This is a genomic window from Mycobacterium sp. NPDC049093 (genome assembly GCF_040704635.1).
Classification (GTDB): domain Bacteria; phylum Actinomycetota; class Actinomycetes; order Mycobacteriales; family Mycobacteriaceae; genus Mycobacterium.
Genome location: NZ_JBEZJS010000006.1, coordinates 394,268 through 415,405, shown reverse-complemented (window position 1 = coordinate 415,405; position 21,138 = coordinate 394,268). Strand labels below are relative to the sequence as shown.

The 21,138-nt window shown below is 64.5% G+C and carries 22 protein-coding genes and 1 tRNA gene; 13 read left to right on the top strand and 10 right to left on the bottom strand.

The features are described 5' to 3' along the window. The first annotated feature begins 3 nt into the window (after positions 1-3). On the top strand, positions 4-846 hold the full coding sequence (locus AB0876_RS25225) for a carboxymuconolactone decarboxylase family protein (protein WP_491841370.1): 843 nt from the start codon (positions 4-6) through the stop codon (positions 844-846). 53 nt (positions 847-899) lie between these two features. Here AB0876_RS25225 and AB0876_RS25220 read toward each other — a convergent pair whose 3' ends face one another. After that, positions 900-1,940, bottom strand: coding sequence for a threonine aldolase family protein (locus AB0876_RS25220; protein ID WP_491841371.1), 1,041 nt, complete (start codon positions 1,938-1,940; stop codon positions 900-902). An 18-nt stretch (positions 1,941-1,958) separates the two neighbouring features. Then, positions 1,959-2,339 carry a phage holin family protein gene (locus AB0876_RS25215; RefSeq protein ID WP_491841372.1) on the bottom strand — a complete coding sequence of 127 codons (381 nt, stop codon included), beginning with the start codon at positions 2,337-2,339 and terminating at the stop codon, positions 1,959-1,961. A 94-nt stretch (positions 2,340-2,433) separates the two neighbouring features. On the opposite strand from AB0876_RS25215, the gene AB0876_RS25210 reads away from it, so the two are divergent. Next, positions 2,434-2,507, top strand: a tRNA-Ile gene (locus tag AB0876_RS25210). A 288-nt stretch (positions 2,508-2,795) separates the two neighbouring features. On the opposite strand, the gene lpdA is transcribed toward AB0876_RS25210, so the two are convergent. Continuing rightward, positions 2,796-4,211 carry a dihydrolipoyl dehydrogenase gene (gene lpdA, locus AB0876_RS25205; RefSeq protein WP_526043234.1) on the bottom strand — a complete coding sequence of 472 codons (1,416 nt, stop codon included), beginning with the start codon at positions 4,209-4,211 and terminating at the stop codon, positions 2,796-2,798. Positions 4,212-4,504: 293 nt separating this feature from the next. Here lpdA and AB0876_RS25200 point away from each other — a divergent pair, with 293 nt between their 5' ends. From AB0876_RS25200 to AB0876_RS25150, 11 genes are all read left to right on the top strand, one after another. Next, a complete protein-coding gene (locus AB0876_RS25200; RefSeq protein ID WP_526043233.1) occupies positions 4,505-4,792 on the top strand; it encodes a DUF8691 family protein in 288 nt (95 codons plus the stop codon). Between the two features lie 81 nt (positions 4,793-4,873). Beyond that, positions 4,874-5,794 (top strand): NADP-dependent oxidoreductase, encoded by a 921-nt coding sequence (locus tag AB0876_RS25195; protein WP_526043232.1) that lies wholly within the window; start codon positions 4,874-4,876, stop codon positions 5,792-5,794. 23 nt (positions 5,795-5,817) lie between these two features. Beyond that, on the top strand, positions 5,818-6,429 hold the full coding sequence (locus tag AB0876_RS25190; RefSeq protein ID WP_526043231.1) for a cupin domain-containing protein: 612 nt from the start codon (positions 5,818-5,820) through the stop codon (positions 6,427-6,429). Continuing rightward, on the top strand, positions 6,426-6,710 hold the full coding sequence (locus AB0876_RS25185) for a hypothetical protein (protein WP_526043230.1): 285 nt from the start codon (positions 6,426-6,428) through the stop codon (positions 6,708-6,710). Before AB0876_RS25190 ends, AB0876_RS25185 begins: the two co-directional genes overlap by 4 nt. 98 nt (positions 6,711-6,808) lie before the next feature. Beyond that, positions 6,809-7,579: an SDR family NAD(P)-dependent oxidoreductase gene (locus tag AB0876_RS25180; protein WP_526043286.1), complete on the top strand. Its 771-nt coding sequence runs from the start codon at positions 6,809-6,811 to the stop codon at positions 7,577-7,579. Between the two features lie 9 nt (positions 7,580-7,588). Further along, a complete protein-coding gene (locus AB0876_RS25175) occupies positions 7,589-8,191 on the top strand; it encodes a GNAT family N-acetyltransferase (protein WP_526043229.1) in 603 nt (200 codons plus the stop codon). Positions 8,192-8,350: 159 nt separating this feature from the next. Next, positions 8,351-11,155 carry a helix-turn-helix transcriptional regulator gene (locus AB0876_RS25170; RefSeq protein ID WP_526043228.1) on the top strand — a complete coding sequence of 935 codons (2,805 nt, stop codon included), beginning with the start codon at positions 8,351-8,353 and terminating at the stop codon, positions 11,153-11,155. A gap of 559 nt (positions 11,156-11,714) precedes the next feature. Continuing rightward, on the top strand, positions 11,715-13,973 hold the full coding sequence (locus AB0876_RS25165) for a winged helix-turn-helix domain-containing protein (protein ID WP_526043227.1): 2,259 nt from the start codon (positions 11,715-11,717) through the stop codon (positions 13,971-13,973). 308 nt (positions 13,974-14,281) lie between these two features. Continuing rightward, positions 14,282-14,527, top strand: coding sequence for a hypothetical protein (locus tag AB0876_RS25160; RefSeq protein ID WP_526043226.1), 246 nt, complete (start codon positions 14,282-14,284; stop codon positions 14,525-14,527). Positions 14,528-14,676: 149 nt separating this feature from the next. Next, positions 14,677-15,135: a DUF5709 domain-containing protein gene (locus AB0876_RS25155; RefSeq protein ID WP_526043225.1), complete on the top strand. Its 459-nt coding sequence runs from the start codon at positions 14,677-14,679 to the stop codon at positions 15,133-15,135. A 48-nt stretch (positions 15,136-15,183) separates the two neighbouring features. Continuing rightward, on the top strand, positions 15,184-15,951 hold the full coding sequence (locus AB0876_RS25150) for an SDR family oxidoreductase (RefSeq protein ID WP_526043224.1): 768 nt from the start codon (positions 15,184-15,186) through the stop codon (positions 15,949-15,951). Positions 15,952-15,963: 12 nt separating this feature from the next. Here the strand turns inward: AB0876_RS25150 and AB0876_RS25145 are convergent, their stop codons facing one another. The 7 genes from AB0876_RS25145 to AB0876_RS25115 form a co-directional block, all read right to left on the bottom strand. After that, the gene (locus tag AB0876_RS25145; protein WP_526043223.1) at positions 15,964-17,430 is read right to left on the bottom strand and encodes an MFS transporter; all 1,467 of its coding nucleotides are present in this window, start codon (positions 17,428-17,430) and stop codon (positions 15,964-15,966) included. A 12-nt stretch (positions 17,431-17,442) separates the two neighbouring features. After that, positions 17,443-18,108 carry a nitroreductase family protein gene (locus tag AB0876_RS25140; protein WP_526043222.1) on the bottom strand — a complete coding sequence of 222 codons (666 nt, stop codon included), beginning with the start codon at positions 18,106-18,108 and terminating at the stop codon, positions 17,443-17,445. Continuing rightward, a complete protein-coding gene (locus tag AB0876_RS25135) occupies positions 18,105-18,497 on the bottom strand; it encodes a Rid family hydrolase (RefSeq protein ID WP_526043221.1) in 393 nt (130 codons plus the stop codon). The genes AB0876_RS25140 and AB0876_RS25135 overlap by 4 nt, the downstream gene beginning before the upstream one ends. Before the next feature lie 49 nt (positions 18,498-18,546). Then, positions 18,547-19,488, bottom strand: coding sequence for an NADP-dependent oxidoreductase (locus AB0876_RS25130; RefSeq protein ID WP_526043285.1), 942 nt, complete (start codon positions 19,486-19,488; stop codon positions 18,547-18,549). 160 nt (positions 19,489-19,648) lie between these two features. Further along, positions 19,649-19,933 carry an FAD-dependent oxidoreductase gene (locus tag AB0876_RS25125; protein ID WP_526043220.1) on the bottom strand — a complete coding sequence of 95 codons (285 nt, stop codon included), beginning with the start codon at positions 19,931-19,933 and terminating at the stop codon, positions 19,649-19,651. Continuing rightward, the gene (locus AB0876_RS25120) at positions 19,921-20,409 is read right to left on the bottom strand and encodes a hypothetical protein (protein ID WP_526043219.1); all 489 of its coding nucleotides are present in this window, start codon (positions 20,407-20,409) and stop codon (positions 19,921-19,923) included. The genes AB0876_RS25125 and AB0876_RS25120 overlap by 13 nt, the downstream gene beginning before the upstream one ends. A 15-nt stretch (positions 20,410-20,424) precedes the next feature. After that, positions 20,425-20,856 carry a cupin domain-containing protein gene (locus tag AB0876_RS25115; protein WP_526043218.1) on the bottom strand — a complete coding sequence of 144 codons (432 nt, stop codon included), beginning with the start codon at positions 20,854-20,856 and terminating at the stop codon, positions 20,425-20,427. Positions 20,857-21,138 lie beyond the last annotated feature (282 nt).

The following is a 21,138-nucleotide window of genomic DNA, read 5'->3' as shown; positions in this document are numbered from 1 at the left end:
ACGATGCGGGACGCGGTGGAGCATACTGCCGGTGTGTCTGCCGATCTGCTCAATGAGTTGACGCACCTGGTCGCGTTGTCTCCACCAAAGTTGGCCGCTATCAACGCCGATGTGCGTGAGGTGTGCGCGTCGACGCTGGGTTTGCCGCCCCTGCCCGCGGAGACCTGTGGCGGCGCGGTCGACCCCATGGTCACCGAGTTCGCCGAGCAGTTCAGCATCGACGTCACCGGTATCACCACCGCCCAGCGGGCGGCGTTCTCCGATCTGCTCGGGGCCGACGTGTTCACCGTGACAACGTTGATCTATGTGGCCGACTTCGTGCCTCGGATGCGTGCCGGGCTGACCGCACTGGGAGTGGACTGGCCGGATGGTCCAGTCATGTGGGACCACGAAACCAATCCCGCCGACTACGTGCTCGACACCTTCATCCCGGCCGTGGGGCGGATGCGCGCGCTGGACCCGGTGACCTCCGAGATCGTGCGGTTGCGCGGGGCCCGCCAGCACAACTGCCGGCTGTGCAAGTCGCTGCGGGAGGCCTCGGCCTTGGAGGCCGGTGCCACCGAGTCCGACTATGACGGTATCGACGACTTCGAGAACTCCGAGCTGTCCGATCGGCACAAGGCCGCGCTGCGCTACGTCGACGCGCTGATCTGGACGCCTTCTCAGGTGTCGGGTGAGGAACTGCGCCAACATTTTTCGCAAGAAGAAGCTGTCGAGCTGACCCTCGATGTCATGCGCAACGCCTGCAACAAGGTGGCCGTCGCGTTGGGCGCCGACGCGGCACGCGTCGACGAGGGCACCGAGGAGTACCGGCTGGGCGCTGACGGGCAGCCCATCTATAGCTAGGGTCTCGCCCGGCGTGCGCCGTTTTCTACCTGGGGGTCGTCGCCGCGCCGAAACTACCGCTCGCAGGTAGAAATCGACGACAGGAGCCGCAGAACGTCGTCGACTTCGGATTCGGTGGTCGCCCACGAGCAGACAAACCGCACGGTGGGCCCCAACACATCGGGGCGGTGCACGGCGTATCGCGCCGAGACCGCGGTGTAGGCCGCGGGTTCGAGGTCGACGAACACCTCGTTGGCCTCGGTGGGGGAGGCCAGCCTCAGGCCGCACTCGTGGAAGCCCGCACTGAGCCGGGCGGCCATCCGGTTGGCGTGGGCCGCGGTCTGCAGCCACAGTCCGTCGTGCAGCATCGCCTCGAACTGGGCCGCGACGTAGCGCTGCTTGCTTGCCAGCTGGCCGATCTGCATCTGCACGAACCGAATTCCGTCGAACAAGTCGGGGCGGCGCACCAGGATCGCATCGCCCATCAGCATCCCGTTCTTGGTGCCGCCCACGGAGACTATGTCGGCGTCGGCGATGGCCTCGTGGGGAGAGGTGCCCAGGGCGGCAATCGCATTGGCGATCCGCGCGCCGTCGATATGGACCAACAGGTCGAGATCGTGGGCGTGGTCGATGAAGTCCTTGACGGACTGCGGGGTCCAGACCCGGCCGTTCTCGGTGGACTGGGTGATGCTGACGATCCGTGGGTGTGAGTGGTGTACCGGCCCTCGGCGGGCCACTGCGGTGTCGAGCGCGGCAGGGTCGATCAGGCCGTCATCGCTGGACAGCTTCGTCAGTGGGGCGCCCGAGAGCCGGCCCGGTCCGCCTGCCTCGTCGAGCAGCGAGTGCGCGATGTCGCTGCACAGGATCTCCTGCCACGGCCGCACCGCCGAGGCCAGCGCGATGATGTTGGCGGCCGTGCCGGTGAGCGCGAACAGCACCTCGGCGTCCGGGGAGTCGAACACGGCCTTGATGGCGTCGGCGGCGCGTGGCGTGGCGAGGTCGTTCCCGTAGGACGCGACGGAGTCGTGGTTGGCTGCGACGATCGCATCCACCACCTTCGGGTGGGCGGGCGCGGCATTGTCGGAGGCAAACGCATGAGACAGCACCTTCGCCATGATCCCTACCGGCGATGGCTACGTCGAGGTGGCCTTCTTCTTGAGGAACAGCGCGGGCAGCGCCACCGTGGCCACCGCCGTCACCAGCCAGACCACCACGGTGGCCGCGATCCAGGAGCCGATTCCGCTGATGCTGAGCCCGCGAGTGAACACCGAGGCCAGGACCAGCGCGACCAGGGTGGAGACCAGTCCGATACCGCCGAGGAACGCCGACGCGTAGCGGCTTGCCATCTTCAGGAAGAACGGCGACAGGATGGCCTGCGCGACCGCGAAGATCACCACCGCCGCGATGAAGCCCCACGCCGACACCGAGACACCGGGTACCAGCCACGCGGCGACCAACAGACCGAGGGCCGATGAGGCCAGGAAGATCGCGATACGCAGCAGAAAGCGGACCATGCGGTGAGCGTAACCGCGACCGGCCTGCCTGCGGCCCCTCATTGGCGTCTGTGTCTGCGCTGTGTGCGACCATATTGCGGCGCAGATGCGCCCGGGGGCGGTAGCTCAGTTGGTCAGAGCTGGGGACTCATAATCCCTAGGTCGCGGGTTCGAGCCCCGCCCGCCCCACTTCAGCGGTTGTATGACGTCGGGTGATGCTTGACGTTTGGTCTCCGGTTGATGGCTGACAGTGTTTCGGCTGATGCTTTACACCTACTTCGGTTGATCCTTGACCCTCCCTGGATGAGGGAGTTGAGCGTGGTGGAGCAGAGGTAGCGGGCCGTGCCGGCGGTGATCAGCAATGGGTTGTCAATCTCGCAGGCCGCACAGAAGGCTGAGTGTGGCCTTCGCCCTCCGTGGGTGTCTTTGGGAACTCGTGCGGCGACGGCAGCTGAGAGGCCGGTGCAGTATCTCCAGCTAGAAGTTGATCATCTTTCCGGTCAGGCCGTGAAACGCTTCCTGCAGCGCTTCCGACAAGGTCGGATGGGTGTGGACGTTGCGAACCAGCTCTTCGACTGTCAGATCCCACCGTTGGGCCAAGGTGAGCTCGGGCAGTAGCTCGGCGACTTCGGCTCCGACGAGGTGCGCGCCGAGCAGTTCCCCGTGCGCGCTGTCGGCAATGACTTTGGCAAATCCGGTGGGATCGCCATAGCCGTGGGCTTTTCCATTGGCGCGGAACGGGAACTTGGCGACATTGATACTGCCGCCACGCGCAGCGGCATCAGCGCGGGCCTGGGCTTCGGTCAGTCCAAAACTGGCGACTTGCGGTTGGCAGAATGTCACGCGCGGCATCATCGTGTAGTCGCTCACCCCCAGCGTGGGCGCCCCCGCGATGGTCTCCGCGGCGATCACTCCCTGCGCCTCGGCCACATGGGCAAGCATCAGCTTGGCAGTGACGTCGCCGATGGCGTACACGCCCGGCACGGTGGTTTCCATGAGGTCATTGACCACGATCCCGCCGGTGTGGGCGTCGACGGCCACACCCAAGGTTTCGAGTCCGTAGCCGTTGGTTCTCGGTGAGAATCCGATGGCCTGCAACACGACATCGACGGTGAGAGTGTCCGCGTCACCTGCGCTTTGCTCGCGGTATGTGAGGGTCACGGCGTCGGCGGTTTCGACCAACCGCTCGATGTGAGCCCCGACCAGAATGGTGATGCCGAGTTTGCGGTACGCCCTGGCGATCTCTTTGGAGACATCGATGTCTTCATTGGGCAGCACCCGCTCCAGGCTTTCGATCAAAGTGACATCGACGCCGTAATTGGCCAGCAGATAGGCGAATTCGATGCCGATCGGCCCGGCGCCGATGATGGCGATTGACGACGGCAGCTCGCTGGCCATGATTTGTTCTTCGAAAGTGCGCACCCGGGGACCGCGGCTCGTGTGCGGCAGCAGCCGTGGGGTGGCGCCGGCGGCGATGATCACCGCATCGAAGTTGATTCGGGTGTCGATGTCCTGGCCCGTAGTGCGCATGCTGTGGCGGTCGAGGAAGGTGCCCTGGCCCTCGTACTCGTCGATATTGTTCTTGCGCATGAGGAATCTCAGTCCGCGCACTCTCTCCTCGGCGACCTGCCGGGAGCGTTCGAACGCCGCGAGATAGCGCATTGTCGTGGCGCCTTCTATGCCGAATTTATCGGCGTCGAACCTCAGCAGGTGGGCTATCTCGGCATTGCGCAGCAGCGCTTTGGACGGGATGCAACCAACGTTCAGGCACACTCCGCCCCAGTAATGAGCCTCGACAATCGCGACTGACAACCCCAGCTGCGCGGCCCGGATGGCGGCGACGTAACCTCCTGAACCCGCGCCGAGCACTACGACGTCATACCGCATGGTCATCCCTTTTCGTTGATATCCGCTGTTGTGGAAGTGGGCCTATCGCGACCGCATAGACCTCTGAATGCTGGTATCGGTGCACACCGGGGGCCACGGGTCTGCACCTGCCTGGCGGCAACCATCCCGCGCGAGAAACACGAGCCGGCACCATGCTACAAGGCCGCGGTGCGTTGTCGAAAGCTTTCTGGACGGGTGATCCTGAAGAGCCACAATGATATTCGGCAACTGGGCAAGATTGATTCTTCACCCGGGTGAATTGGCCCGCCGGGTGATGACGCCTCACCCTCCGCCGTTGAATGCTGGCTCAGCAGATGGCGAGCGGAGGGCACATGCACCCGACGATGTACCAGATCTGCATTCGCGGACGCCTGACCGAGCGGCTCGGGTCTGTACTGGAAGGGATGCGCCTTGAGCCAGGTACGACGGAATCAGTGTTCGTCGGTGAAATACGTGACCAGTCGCAGCTTTACGGATTGCTCGATCGCGTCCGCGATCTAGGTCTTGAGCTCGTCAGCGTACAGCTGCTACCTCCCGGAGCCGACGAGCCGATCGACGACGCCGCTCATGGAGATTCACCGAAATGACGAGCGCGTCATGAAGAGGAAGACCGCAAATAGATAAAGACGAGTTGTCGGAATCCACAACTAGGTTCAGAAAGGTTTGTGATGCAAGCTATTACCGTTTCGGATCGTGACGCGGGCGTGGCCGGTCTCTCGTTGTCGGAGCTGCCTTATCCCGTGGTGTCGGAGAACGATGTAGTGGTGCGGGTCCATGCCGCCGGTTTCACACGTGGCGAGCTTGACTGGCCGGATACGTGGACTGATCGGGCGGGTCGTGATCGCACACCGAGTGTTCCGGGTCATGAGGTGTCGGGTGTGGTGGTTGAGTTGGGGACTGGGACCACCGGTTTGACTGTCGGTCAGCGGGTGTTCGGGTTGACCGACTGGGCCCGTAACGGTTCGTTGGCGGAGTACGTCGCGGTGGAGACCCGTAATCTTGCGCCGTTGCCTGTCGATATTGATCACACGGTGGCCGCGGCCTTGCCCATCTCTGGGTTGAGTGCCTGGCAGGGTCTGTTCGACCATGGTCGGCTCGCGGCCGGCCAGACCGTGTTGATTCATGGCGCTGCGGGCGGGGTTGGGTCGATCGCGGTCCAGCTTGCGCGCGAGGTGGGTGCGCGGGTGATCGGCACCGGACGGGCTGCGGATCGAGATCGGGCGTTGGCGTTGGGTGCTCATGTCTTCTTGGATCTGGAGGCCGAACGGTTGGAGGATGCGGGGGAGGTCGATGTGGTCTTCGACGTAATCGGGGGAGATGTTCTGACTCGGTCGATTGCGTTGGTGCGGGCCGGGGGAACATTGGTCACCATCGCCGAGCCGCCGAAGGCTCAGCCGGCGGATGGTCGGGCGCTCTATCTTCTTGTCGAGCCTGATCGCGCTCGGCTGGTCGATCTGGCTGCACGGGTGCGGGATGGGCGACTCAAGCCTGTGGTGGGCGCCGTGTTGCCGTTGGCCGAGGCTGCTGCCGCGTTCGCCCCCGGCGAGCGCATCCCTGGCAAGACGATTCTGCGCGTCGCAGAAGACTGACGACAACCCCAAGAGAGACAACGATGTTCCAAGCGGGGGATGACTCCGGATCCTCGACATTCACCGTGGTGCAACAGGTACGGTCACCCGTGATACCTGACGACGCCCAGGTAACGACAGTTCTCGTCAACCATCCGCCGGGCGCGCCTGGGTACCCGCCACATCGCCTTCCGGGCGGTCCGGCATTCGGATACATGATTGCCGGCGAGATGGTGTTCGAGCTTGAGGGCGAAGCTCCACGAGTCCTCCGCGCGGGAGATGCGTTCTGGGCGCCGGGCGGTGACCTGATCCACTATCAGGACGCAAATCACCGAACTGACATCCCGTGTAGCTTCGTTCTCACAATTCTGTGCGCGCCTGGGCGCCCGATGCTCGAACGGGTCAGCGAAGCAGAGCTTCGCGGGCGGAGAGCGCTGGGTGCCACGCACACCGGTGTCGGCGCAACGGCAGGTAACAACTTCGAAGCCGAGCGCCGAGACCATTGGCGCGAGGCCACCAACGAACTGGTCCTGGCCGGGGCAACAGCTGTGGCCACGACTGGCCGACCTCAAACGGACGGTTCGATCTCGATCACCCTGACCGGCCAGGCATTGTCGACCGACCTGTTGCTCGCCGATATCGGCAGCATCGAATGACATCGATCGGCAACCACGCAGACACACGCATCCATTCGATGCGCGTGGTGCCCATGCGGCTCGACGCGCTCTCCAATCTGCCCGTCGTGCACGTGTCGGGACGTGACCTGACCGAGCCGACGCAATTGGGGCTGGTGGTCGAATTGACCGCGCGTAACCCGCACACCGGCACCACTTCAGTGATGACGTGTGAATTCGAATCCGTCTGCCTCGACCCTCAGACGCCTGCGGCGTTACTGGATTTTCAGCTGCAGCACGTGTCGCGTCAATCACCCGGGTGACCGGGTGGCTGGGGTGATGACAGCCCACCCGTCGTGGTCGCAGTCTCAATACCACAAAGCGCAGGGCCTAAACGAGAACGATGGAAAGACTGGCGAACATGCATTTCGAGGCCAAGAAGGTCATTGTTGTCGGCGGTAGTGCCGGCATAGGGCGACAGGTGGCAGTCGATGTCGTCGACCACGGCGGCAGGGCGGTGATCATCGGACGCTCGGAAGCCCGTGTCCTCGATACCGTCACTGAGCTGACAAGTCGGGGTGGCGAGGCCTGGGCCATCGGCGCAGAGTTGACCGACCGTGCCGCGGTCGATGAGGTGCGGCGCACGCTTTTCGCGCAACACAGCGACGCGACACTACTGGTCAACGCGGCCGGTTTCTTCATCCCAAAACCGTTTCACGAGTACGACGCCCAACACTACGACGCGTACATGGAGCTCAACTATGCCTTGTTCTTCCTCACCCAGACCGTCGTTGCGGGCATGGTCGCGCGCGGAGACGGTGGCTCCATCGTCAACATCGGCAGTATGTGGGCACATCAGGCCATCGGCATAACTCCCTCGTCTGGGCACTCCATGCAAAAAGCCGGGCTGCACGCGCTCACCCACAACCTGGCCATCGAGCTGGCTGGGCACAAGATCCGCGTGAACGCAGTGGCGCCGGCCGCCGTGAAGACCCCGGCCCTGGAACGGTGGGTTCCCAAAGACGAGATCGACGCCAGGCTCGACACTTTCGCGCCTCTTCACCCTCTTGGACGTGTCGGTACCGCCGCCGACGTTGCCAACGCCGTCACCTATCTGCTGTCCGACCGCGCCGACTGGATCACCGGCGCGATTCTCAACGTGGACGGCGGCATCATGGCCGGCCGCAACTAGGTGGCCCGCATGGTTGAGCATCGCCACGTCGAACTGGACCCCGAGACAAAGCGCATCGAGACTCACCGGCTGGAGCTGCGGCCATGGCGTCTCGACGACGACGGTGCGGCGTGCGCGATCTACGGCGCACCGGAGGTGGCCCGCTGGCTGTGCCCGACATTGCCCGGTGCGGGCGACCGCCGCGACATGCGACACACGCTGGGCTCCTGGATGGCCGAGAGTGACGCTGCGGGATTACCACTGGGGCGCTGGGCGATCACCGACAAGGAATCCGGAGAGGTGATCGGGGGAGTGGCTCTGCTGCCGTTGCCGCCCGGACACAACGACCTGGAGATCGGATGGCAGGTGGCCCCCGCGAATTGGGGCCACGGGTACGGCGCGGAGGCCGGTCACGCCGTCGCGCACCAGGCCTTCGAGAATGCCGGTCTCAGTGAGGTTTTCGCGGTGATGCGGCCGGGCAATCGCCGTGCGGTGGCCACCGCACGGCGCGTGGGAATGGAATGGGTCGGCGAGACCACCAAATATTACGGGCTGTCGCTGCAGGTCTATCGACTGTGGAAGGCGGACTTGGACCTGCCCGAACCGGGTTGCGGCGATCCCCAGACGCCGTGACCGGACGATACGGCTGAGCCGAACCCCAACTGCTGTTGCCGACAAGCTGTCTCATGTGAGGGCGGCAGGCAGCGTATGCCGGAGTGAACGTCACGATCGGTTTACACTGTCCTGAACTGCAGTGGCAGCAGTCCAGTAAAACTGGAGACAGGACACCCGGTGGGGCCTTCAACCGGCTTTTCTGACCTCGGCGGCGAGCGGCTGGTAACGCCGCCGATTCGAGGGCGGGCGGATGAGCTGAAGGTGGTCCGTGAGCTGATCACCGCCGTCGCTGCGGGGCACGGGGGCGTACTGGTCATCGAGGGGCCCCCAGGGATCGGGAAGAGCCGCTTGCTGACCGAGGTGTTGGCGGTCGCCGAGACGGCAGGTACTCGGGCATTGTTCGGTGAGGCGTTCGAGTATCAGCAAACGGTGCCATTCTTCTCGCTCTTCATGGCGACATTGCGCGCGGAACCCCCGATCGGAGATGTTGAGGCGCTGCGCGAACTTGGCGGCTCGGCGGACCTGCGCTACTGGGTTGTGCACGATCTGTACAACGCGATTCATGCGGCCGCTGCCGAGACCCCTCTCGTGATTGTTTTGGAGGACATTCACTGGGCAGACAATGGCACATTGCTGGCGCTGCGGTCGCTGACCGCTGCGACCGATGTCGCGGTGTTGTGGGTGTTCACCGCCCGCACCGGGGCGGGCGGGCAGGCGGTACACGAGACGTTGTCGGGGCTGCAACGCACGAATGCCACGTTTCTGCGATTGACGGCGATGAAGCCGGACGCGGTCGCCGACATGGTCCAAGACGCTGTGCGGGCGAGGGCGGACGCATCGCTGCTGAGCCTGGCCGCCAAGGCACACGGCAATCCGTTCTTGGTCAGTGAATTGGTTGCTGGTCTCGGCGAGGAGGGTCGGCTCGAGTTTACCGATGGGTGCGCGGCGGCTACCGGACACGCGTTGCCGCGGCGCCTGGGCGCGACCATGCATCAGCGGCTCGACCTGCTCTCCGAGGGTGCCTCAGAGGTCGTCCGGGTGGCAGCAGTGCTGCCCGACCGGTTCTCGGCGGGCCTGTTGGCGGCGATGCTGGAACGATCACCGACGTCGTTGCTGTCCGCGCTGGAGGAGGCGGTGCGCGCGGACCTCTTCATCGACGACGGTGAGCGGTTGAGGTTTCGGCACGACCTGCTGCGGGAGGCCACCAGGCAGTCCTTGCCGCAGTCGTTGCGGCGAGCGATGGAGCGCCAATCCGCGTCGGTCATGCTGGGGATGGGTGCGGCGCCGGCCGAGGTCGCCACTCAATTGGCGCGCAGCGCCGAATCAGGGGACCGGGAAGCTATCGAGGCTCTGGGTCAAGCCGCGCAGGCGGTTGGCCGTGGCGACGCGAGCGCGGCCGCGGACTTGAGCGCGCGTGCGTTGCAACTGTTGCCCACGGACGACGCCGACTATGGGTCCCTGGTCGCGGAAACGGTCGGGTGGCTCAACCGGGCCGGTCGTCATGGCGAGGCCGAGGAATTGGCCGGAGTGGCGCTCGCGGAGGCGGGATCGCCCGAAGTGGAGGCCGAGATCAGGCTCAGGCTCCCGGCACACACCAAGCACACCGACCAACAGCGGGTGGCGGAGAATCGGCGGGCGCTCAAGTTGAGCGGCATCAGCGAGGTCACTCGTGCCCGGCATCTGGCGTGGCTGGCGTACAACCTGGTGTTCGACGAAGGTGGGCAACGGCGCGCAGCTGCCGACGAAGCTGCCGCGGCCGCGGTGGTCACCGGCGATCTAGAGGCCCGGATCATGGCCGAAGTCACCCACGCTTTGCTCGATGCAGGTGAGGGGGAGACGTCGCGCGCACTACGCCGTTTCGACGAGCTTCGCCCACTGGCGCACACGAACGAAACGGCGTTGGCGCATGCCTATGGCGGAATGTACAACGCAAACCTGCTCGCAGTGGTCGGCAGGGTGGACGACGCCACGGCCCGGGTCGCCGACGGCATCGAGCAGGCCGGCCGGGAAGGCAACGCGATGACCCTCGCCATGTGGGCCGTCTTCAGTGGGCTGGTCCACCTCGCTGCCGGACGGCTGTCGGCCGCGCGCGACGCGACCGAGCATCTTCCGCGCCCACAGCAGACGGGGGCAACCGAGCATGACGTACTCCGCACTGTGATTCTCGCCGAGGTGGCGGCGCACACCGATGACCGGAACTTGCTGCAACAGATGGTCAATGATGCGCGCGATGCCCATTCCACCGGTTCCGCCGGGATACGTCGGGGATCGGCGTATGTGCTCGCGCGGGCGGCGTGGCAGCGCGATGATGTTCATGACGCGATGCACTGGCTCGGTGACGTCGTCCTACTGGCGACACCGTTCTTCCCCCATGCGCTGGTTCGGCTGATCTTGGGGGCGCGGGTGGCGTCTGTCGCCGGTGACGCCGGTCTGCGGGCGCGGGTGTTGCAGGCAGCCGAGGTGCTTGAGCGTGAGCAGCCTGCGGTGCCGCTGCTGGCGTCGGTGGCCGGGTATGCCCGCGGGATCCTGGAACACGACGCCGAGGCATTGGTGGACGTGGCGGAGGTGCTTCGCGTCTCTTCGCGACCGCTTCTTTACGCCAGCGCTGCCGAGGATGCCGGCAGAGAGCTGAGTTGCACCCACCGCGAGGGCGAGGCGATCGACCAGCTCAATGCGGCGTTCGACATCTATAGCGCGTGCGGGGCGACGGCCGACGCCCGCCGCGTCGGCCGTGCTATGCGCCGATTGGGTGTGGAACGGCGCCTGGTCACGCACCAACGGGCCAGGACGGGCTGGGACAGCCTGACAGGTTCTGAGCTTGCGGTCGTCCATCTCATCGCCCAAGGCGCGACCAACCGAGACGTCGCGCAACGACTGCATCTGTCTCCACACACGGTCAAGACGCATGTTCGCAACGCGTTTGCCAAGCTTGGCATCACCTCTCGGGCTCAACTCGCGCAATTCATACGCCGCTCGGACTGAACGCTCCGCCGCGATCAAACCAAGCGACTACGTATACGCCGACCGCGGGCTATAAATCACCCTCCGGGCGATGGTGACGAGGTTCCCGCGCTGCCAATGTAGTCATCGGACCCCGGGCCACAGTGTGGTGAAAGTGGATGTTGGTGCCGGTGGTGTTCGTCGGCGGCCAGGTCCGCGGGCACCGAAGTACGCCGGAGACGAAGTCGAGGAGGTCATTTCTAGACATCAATTTGCAGCTGGCACAGAGAGATTGAGAAATCATGATTGACACGGTAATTGGAATGCTGATGATGATCCCCGTGCTGACGGGCGTCACTGGGTACATCTTGGTGTCACGCCTGCCATGATCATGCCGAGTGCGCAGCGCCGGCGCGAACTGGTCGCAACCGCGGAGAACGCATCTGTTTCAATGGGATCACCGCGATCGCCGCAGATAAGGACCCTGGGGCTCCCCGCGGAAAACAACTGTGAAACCGAGACGCGTGCGCGGACGAAGTGCGCGTCAAGGCCGAGCGTTCGAGCCGGGACGCTCGATTCAACTGATTCGCGGAGTTCGGACATGGTCGCCTCAGATGAACGCAGCGAGCGGGAGCGTGCAGTTCTGCTCGCGACCAAATTGCATGTGCCGGCCGTTGCCGGTGAACTCGTTCATCGGAGTGCGCTGTTGGATGCGTTGTCGGTGGGCTCTCGCTCGAAGTTGATCTTGCTCAGTGCTCCGGTGGGGTGGGGTAAGACGACGTTGTTGGCGCAGTGGGCTCTGGGAGCGGACAAGGAGCAGCGGTTCGGGTGGTTGTCACTGGATGCTTCTGACAATGACCCGGTGTGGTTCTGGATGTATGCCATTGCGGCGCTGCAGAAGATCAGCCCGGGGGTGGGTGCTCGAGCTGTTGAACTGCTGTCGATGGGGGCCGATCCTGTTCAGGTTGTTCTTCCGATCCTGCTGAACGATCTGGATGCGATCGCGCGTCCGATTGTGCTGATTCTTGACGACTACCACATGGTGGTGAATCGAGCGGTGCACGAGCAGATGGCTTTCGTCATCGACCGGATGCCGGCGAATCTTCATGTGGTGGTGGCTACGAGGTCTGATCCGATGTTGCCGTTGGCTCGGCTGCGTGCCAGTGGTGAGCTTGTCGAGATGCGTAGTGATGATTTGCGTTTCGAGGTTGCCGAGGCGGGCTGTCTGCTCAATGATGCGCTCGGGTTGGACTTGGCCGAGGGGGATGTCCGACTCCTGCACCAACGTACCGAGGGGTGGGCTGCCGGGCTCTACTTGGCTGCTCTTTCGCTTGCGGGTCGTTCTGAGGTCGGGGCTTTCATCAGGACGTTCGCCGGCGATAACCGCCATGTCGTCGACTATTTGATGGCTGAGGTGCTCGACCGTCAATCGCCGCAGATACGCAGCTTTCTTCTGCGTTCCTCGATTTTGCGACGTTTCAGCGGTGCGCTGTGTGACGCGGTGCTGCAGAGTGCGGGCTCGGCATTGGTGTTGGAGAAGATTGAGCGCGAAAACCTGTTCATGGTGCCGTTGGACATGTCGCGGCGGTGGTATCGGTATCACCATTTGTTCGGTGAGTTGCTGCGTGCGGAGTTGTACCGCAGTGAGCCGGAACTGGTCGCGGGGCTGCACCGACGGGCCGCTGCCTGGTTTGAGGGCGAGGGTCTCGTCGATGAGGCGGTGCGCCATCTGGTCGCTGCAGGAGACCTTGACAAGGGCGCCGATCTCATCGTCGCCGATTGGGTCAACGAGTTCAATGGGGGTGGGCTGTCCACCGTCTCGGGCTGGCTTGATCTTCTGCCTGAGGAGACAGTGGCAGCCGATCCACGACTGTGCATCATCCGGGCCTGGATCGCGTTGAATGTCGGCCAATTCGATGAGGCGCGCCTGTGGATCGAGGCGGTCGAAGCCGGGTCCGCGGACGATGCCGTCCTGCCTGGCGGCATCAGCGCACAACTCGTCGCCTTGCAGGAGGTGCACGCGTTCAAGACGGGTGACGTCGCGGCGGCCCTCGATGCGGCTCGTCACGCCAACACCCTCGACTTCGGTGCGGCACTGCAGGCCCGCTCGGCTGCGCGTGTTACCCAGGGAGCCGCTCTGTACTACTCCGACCGACTCGACGACGCCCGCACAGCCCTCCAGGACGCCGTGCAGTTGACTGAGAAGATCGGCGATCGGCGTCATCGCACCTATGCACTCGGATATCTTGCGCTGATCGCCGCCGAATCCGGTCAGCTCACCGACGCCGAGCATCAGATTCGGCGGGCCACCGGAGTCGGCAACAAGCCGACCAGCTCCGAACACCTCATCGATGCAGCGGTAGCGCTGGCGGTTGCTGTCGTCCTCGATGTCCGTGGGGATCAGGCTTCCGCCGCGGACGCGGTCCAGCTGGCCGTCGAGTTGGCTCGCAAGGGTGCGGGAATTCTCGAGATCGCCAAGGCGCTGTCGGTCAGAGCCAAGATCCTGGGAGACCTCGGTGATTACGACACTGCGGCGGCAAGCAGAAGCGAGGCCGACGCGTTGCTGCGCAGTTGTGCGAACGCCGGCACCGCGCAAACCATGCTCACGACGACGGGGCGCGGCAGCGGCGTAGCCGTGACCAGGCGGAGTGAGAGGTGCGCCGTTGTCGAGGAGCTCACCTCGAAGGAACTCGAGGTCCTTCGTCTGCTGGCGACCCGGCTGTCACGCCGGGAGATCGGTGAACGGCTCTACGTCTCGCTCAACACGGTGAAGACCCACCAGCGCGCGCTGTACCGCAAACTCGGCGTGGACAGCCGCGACTCGGCGGTCGCCCGAGCCCGCGAACTCGGCCTGCTCTGACCGACACCACAGTGATCACCCGGGTGAACAGGCGCTGAGGGTGATGACCGCTGGCCCGACCCCCGGAAAACTGAAGCAGCGGCCATCGGTCGGTGATGACAGCCGGCGCCAACGAAGTCGAGGCCGGGAAGAGATAGGACATGCATTCAGACATCCAACCCAGATCGGCCGAGCCGGAGCGGCTTTCGATCCTAGCCGAACCGACGAGCCGTGCGGCCATACTTCGCGACGTCATCGGTCACGGCGACATTGCAACGCGATGCGAGCTGGGGTTCCTGGACAACGGGTTTCGCTGCGCTAGGACGGCGGTGGCTTACGTGGAATTCCACATGGTCGGCCACTGCAAACGTTTCGACTGCGATGCCCACGGCAATGCCTGCGGTTTCGTCTGCGCCGAGCATCGGGACGCGCTGGAGTACACCGCGCAATGCGTCGTGGCAGAGATGGAGCCGACCGGGCTGCGGCGACTGTTCAATCGTGTCGCTCGATGCCCGACATGTGGGAGAACGCTTCTGGGCGAGTCCGACGTCCTGCAGGTCGTGGTGTCGGTGTGACCCCGATGCTCCGTCAACCGTCCGTGCCAGGTCGCCGCTCACCCGGGGTGAAAGACGCAGGGGCGATGACAGCTCACCCTCGAGTGCGGCAGGCTCACAGCAATTAGGAGCGAGGCGCGCCTAACCGCATAGGAACGGGGACCGCACTGATGGGGATTTCTGAATTCGATGACATCGCAAGTCATCTGCTCGAACCTGAGGAAAGCCTGGATTCGGAACAGACCGGTATCGATCTGGACGAAGGTTATTCACCACCGGAAAGTCCGCAAGAACTGGGAGCCTGGGGAATCACGGAGCGGGAGGCGCGTACCCACGAGAGTTTGGCGCGAAGGCTGGCCCGTGAGCTGCCAGACGTCACCGACCGGTGGGATGGTGACGGTATCGGTGACAGTGCCGACAGCGACGGCGAGCCCATCGACGATCAGGTCGGCGGCCTCCGGGCCGGCCGGCTCCTCGCCTTCGACATCGACCCAACGGATGCCACCGCCGATTACCGCGCCTACGACGTCGGGATCGACGGTGGCGCGGCATCGGCCGAGGAATCGGCCGTACACATCGTGGCCGCCGACGACCTCATCGCAGGCGAACGATGGACGCTCTATGACTGACCGGCGTACATCTCCCGCTCAACCATCAACTGTCGAAAGGTTTCTGGCATGAAGATCGTGGTTATCGGCGGTCGCGGGCTCATCGGTTCGAAGGTGGCCGCCAAGCTTGGTCAACAGGGGCACGACGTGGTCGCCGCCTCACGCCGCTCCGGAGTGGATGCGGTCACCGGAGCGGGCCTCGCCGCCGCTGTCTCCGGCGTGGATGTCGTGGTGGACGTTGCTGATTCACCGTCGTTCGACGACGAGGCAGTGATGCGGTTCTTCACAACCACGACCACCAATCTGCTGGCCGCTGAACGGGAAGCCGGAGTCGCACATCATGTCGCGCTGTCGGTTGTCGGCGGCCACAACATGCCCGATAGTGGCTACAACACGGCGAAGGCCGCTCAGGAAAACCTGATCATGAATTCGGGCCAACCCTTTTCGATCGTCCGCGCGACGCCGTTCTACGAATTCGCGGTCGGCTTGGCAGATTCGGCAACAGAGGGGGATGTTGTCAGGCTGCCGCACGCGTCGTTCCGCCCCATCGCTGCGGATGATGTCGCGACCGCCGTTGCCCATGTGGCGTTCGGACGTCCTATCAACGACGCCACCGAGATCGCCGGACCAGAGGCGATGGGAATGGACGACTTCGTCCGCACCAGCCTTGCGGCCATTGGTGACCAACGGCGAGTCGTCACCGATGCCAAGGCGCCGTACTTTGGCGCGGTGATCGACGACCGCACTCTCGCACCCGACGAGAACGCCATCATCTTCGCGACTCGATATGCCGACTGGATCGATGCGAACCTCACGCCCGACAAAAGAGAGTTGTGAACTTCGGCGATATCACTGCGGCGGTGCCCGATCGGCCGTGGTTGCGGGCCTGCTGGCCAGGGCGGGTTGCACACCGGGTCGGTCGCGGCACAACGCCGCGATGTCACAGAGCACCGGTTCGCACCTGGCGGAGGCGTTGGAGATGAACAGCGCGGCGCACAACGCGGCCACGACGAACAGGGCGGCGGCGACCGCCAACACGTCGGCGAATCCGCCGGCGGTCGCGCCTACGTTGATCAGTCCCATCGAGCCGACAGCTACCAGCGCAGCCAGGCGGGAGACGGCGTTGTTCATCGCCGACGCCAGGCCGCTGCGCTCGGCCGGCACCGCGGCCAGCGCCGCCGACGTCAGCGGCGTGACAGTGGCGACAAGCCCGAGCGCAAGTACCGTCATGCCGGGCAGCAGGTCGGTGATCACGTGGAATCCATGATCTTTCGGTCGGATCATCAGCAGCCCGACACCTGCCAAGGCAGGGCCCATGGTCAAGAACACTCGTGGCCCCACCCGTGCGGCGATCACGCCGACTCGGCGGGCGAACGCGAACGACATCACCGGAATGGGCAGCGTGGCCAGGCCGGTGGCGGTGGCTGAGTAGCCACCGATCTCTTGTACATAGAGGGCAATGGCCAGCGTTGCCAGTGCCAAAGCGCTATAGACGAACGCGGTGACGAGGTTGGCGGCAGCGAAGTTGCGGGACGTGAGCAGCGTCAACGGAAGCATCGGACTGCTGCTGTGCTGCTGCCAGCTCACGAACCCCACGAGGGCGCAAACACCAAGCACTGCTGGGGTGAAGACGATTGGGTCGGTCCAGCCATACCGTTGCGATTCGATCAACGCATACACGGTGGCGGTCAGCCCCAGGACTGACAGGCCCACTCCGACGGTATCGACACGTGCGCCTTCGAGCCGTCCCGACAACGGGCACAGCCAGAACGTCAACGCATACCCGGCCACCATGGGAATCGCTGACAATACGAAGATCCAACGCCAGCCGAGAAGGTCGACGCATAACCCGCCCAGCAGGGGACCCAACGCGAAGGCAGTACCCGTCCACGCGGTCCAGACCCCGATGGCCGCGGACTGGCGTGTCTTGTCGAAGACCGTATTGATCAGCGCCAGCGAGCCCGGCACAAGGAATGCCGCACCGAGGCCCTGGATCAGCCGTCCGGCAATCAATATGGCCGCCGAGGGGGCAATAGCGGCCAGCACCGAACCTGCTCCGAACGCCAACAGCCCAAAGCGCATCACTCGCACCCGGCCGAACAGATCCGATATGGAACCGCCGGGCAGAATCGCGACCGCCATCGTCAACAGATAGCCGTCGATGATCCACTGCTGCAACGTCAGACCTCCTCCGAGGTCATGTTCGACGGCGGCCACCGCGAGATTGATCACGGTGGAGTCGAGGAACGCCACCATGGACACGGTCACCGCGACCACCATCGCCCGGCTGGTCGGTGGGGCGCTGCGCAACCTCACTGCAGTCTCCGCTCACCATCGGTCACAATGCACCACGCGGTCGAGCGGAATCCGTTTGGCAGGGCGAAATGTCGTGCCGGTGTAATAGGCCGTCGGGATCATCGTGGCGTGGTAGACGTTGTCGGGCAGGCCGAGGATTGCCCGCATCTCCTCGTCGGCCAGAATCGTCGCCCCGGTCCACGTGGTTCCCAAACCCCGGGACCGCGCCGCGAGCATGTAGCTCCACGTAGCGGGCATGATGGAACTCCAATACTGGTTGGCGTTCGCGCTCGTCAACGTGCCGTCACCGTCGATGACCTCGACGCACGGGATCATCAAGACCGGGACCTCGCCGATGTGCTCGGCAAGGTACGCCGCACTGTCGGACACCTTGCGCTGCTCGCGATTACGCACGGGGTCGTCGTTGAACCGATCGGCGACCGCATAAGGGGATGTGACGATCCAGTCCCATGTGCGGCGGTAGACATCGGCGATCGCCCGGCGCTGTTCGGTCTCGGTGACCACGATGAAACTCCAGTTCTGCAGGTTGGACGATGTCGGTGCCTGCACCGCGATCTCCAGGCATTCCCGGATCAGGCCGAGGGGAACGGGTCTGGTCAGGTCGAGACGCCGGCGTACCGAGCGAGTGGTGGTAAGCAGCGCATCGGTGGACAGATCCACGATGGGGTAATCGCTCATGCCGGCAGGACGGCGATGGCTTCGACTTCCACGCGGATACTGGGCCACACCAATCCGTCGATGATGGCCAGCATCGCGGCGGGTTGGTGGCAGACGACCTCTTTGCTCACCGCCATATAGGCGGAGACATTGTCGCGGGTGGTGAGCCATTGGCGCATGTAGACGATGTCGGTCAGCTTGGCGCCGGCCTCGGCGAGCGCCTTTTCGACATTGGCCCAGCACTGCCGGGCTTCGTCGGTGAAGTCCTCGGGAATGGTGCCGTCGTCACGCAGTCCGGGTGTCCCGGAGACCAAAATCTGTGTGTTGCTGCCGGATACCGCAATGGCGTCGGAGTATCCCGAGGCGATGTGGGCGCCCACTCCGGTGAAGATCCTGTTGGTGGTGGTCATTTTGGGGACTCCTTGATCAGTGTGAGACTTGCTTGGGGCCTGTTGCTGGTCACTGCCATTTCTCCCTATCTGCCTTGATGACTGCGCCGTTGGGCTCGTGACCGGCGACGACGTCCGCGAGGGCCTGCGCGGCTTGATTCAGGCCCCAGGCACGCGGGGTCGGCATTCTCAAACGGTGGGAGGCGAGCAGCGCGGTCAGGTGGCTGAGTTGAGCGCCGTCGGAACGGACGTAGACCGCGGTCACGTTGATGCCGCGCACGGGAGCCGGTGGGTTCGGGGTGATGGTGGCCAGTCGTCCGCCATCGGCCAGCGCGGTCATCGCTGTTTCGGCGCCGCCGGGAGCTGCGTTGGCGACGGCACCGATGGAACCGTTCGCCAACGCCCGCGCGTGTTCCGGCCACATCGGGTCGCGGTAGTCGATGACTTCACGGACGCCATACCCACGGACTCGGTCGGTGCTGCGCGGGCCTGCGGTAGCGAGCACATCAACTCCCCGAAGCACCGCTAGCTGGACGATGAGGCCGCCGGTGACTCCACCCGCGCCGTGGACGAGCAATGTTTCTCCACTGCGAAGAGCCAACGCCTCGCCGACGACCTGCCCGGCAGTCAACGCTGGCACCGGAAAGATCGCCGCTGTCTCCCACGTAATCGTGGGCGGTTTGTGAGCGAGTGATCCGACGGCTGCGATCAGATACGGCGCCCAGGCGCCTTGAGCACGAAGCGGCACAGGGTGACACAGCACCTCGTCGCCCACATTGAAGCCGGTGTCCGTGGCGCCGACGGCACTGATGACACCGGCCGCCTCCACACCGAGGGCCAGCGGTGGGCGTGTCCCGACGTCCCACTCGCCCGTGCGAATGATGTCGTCCCAGTTGCCGATACCGGCGCTCCGCATGTCGACGAGGACTTCATCGGGCGCCAATGGTCGCGGCTCGGGCAGTTCGAACGTCTCCACCTCGTTGCCGAACGCACGAATACCCGCCACAAGCATGGTCACGGTGATACGACCTCCCGGTGCGCCGAACCGTTGCTTTTCGCCTCGGTTCTCAGGTGATGAGCTAGTTCGGTTTCTTGGGCGAGCAGCGGATCCCAGGCCTGACTGTCCGTCGGGTGCGGCGCGACAGCGTGGCGTGTCATGATCAGAAACATGCTCAATGATCACGTCGCGTTTTGCGAAGACTGCTGAAAGATCCAGCGCACCAGCGCGATATCGCTTCTTGTGCACCGGGGACCGACTTCGCCAGGTGGAACACCTCGACCGGGCGGATCAGTGTCTTGCTCGGGTTACACCCCCGGTAATGGCACTCGCCCGCCAGCAGGCGATACGCGACGATCGCGACGGAAAGGCCCGCCGACGCGAGCTTTCGCACGGCGACCACGCCGCCCACGCCGCCAAGCGCGATTACGTCGGACTCCGTACGAGTCACCTCGACCATCTCTTCCAGCGATCTTCGGCGAGAACAGCCTGAGCCTGCCGGATCGGCCTTGGACGACATCGTTGTGCGGCGGCTGGGTCGACTATGGCGTAGGCCGCGGCCGCGCTCGCTGCGGAGAAGACGCTGTAGCTCAGCGGTGCCTCCAAACCGACCGATACCGCCATCGCGACGCCAAATATCACCAGCACCAAGCAAGTTGCCGCGCCGACGAATTTCGGCAGCCAGCCGGTCAGAAGCAGGGCGCCAAGAGTGGTTTCGGTGACGGTGGCGCCCCAGGCGAGCGCGGTCAGAAACCATCCAGAGGCAAACGGAACGAGCTGGTGGACATAAGCTTCGAAGGCACCCATGCTGCCCCAACTGCCCTGGCCGACGGGCTCCCACCAGCCGAATCGGTCAGCGACAGCGGACAGGAAGGCCGCCGCGAGCGACAGCCGCAGTGCTACCCGTACCACCCGGACCAGATCAGGCCTGCGCATGGACGACTCCTGGCATCAATTGTTGGCGCCGTCATCGGCTGTCAGTGGCCCGTCTCCGGTATCGACCAGAAAGACTGCGAGTAATTCAGCGGGCTCGGTTTCACTGGCGTTTTCACTGACGGTGTGGTGCGCGCCAGGGAGTTCACGCCACGTTTCACCGGCGTGGTAGACGCGCGCGGGTTCGCCGTCGACCTGGCTGCGGATCGCTCCGGACAACACGTAGGCGACGATGAACGCGGATCTCGCGTGGTGGTGAGATGCGCTCTTCGCTCCCGGGGGATAGCTGACGGTCACCGCCTGCAGTGATTTCCCGGGCACAGTGGTGGGCTCGTCGAACGCTTTGCGGACAACTGGGGCCCGGTCCGGATTCGACGGTGCGGGGTCGGCGTGGGCCGCAGGCGCGAGTAGCAGAAAAGTGATCACCGCGGCGGAGATTCTCAGGGTCATCATCGGCTGCCTTCCGGGTCGATTGTCTTGACGACGAGCCGATCTGACTGCACGATGCGAGACAGTCCGGCGTGGGCCGGCACCCTCCTCCATCTCCACTCGCCATCTGCTGAGCAAGCATTCACCGACGCAGGGTGAGCGGCCATCACCCGTCGAGCTAATTCACCCGGGTGAGTGCGAAGAACGGTATCGCCACCAGCGAGCGAGGCGGACGCCACGGCGAGGAGACCGATGATCGGCATCGTCAGTCATTATCCCAAGGTCAGATATTCGCTGAATTCT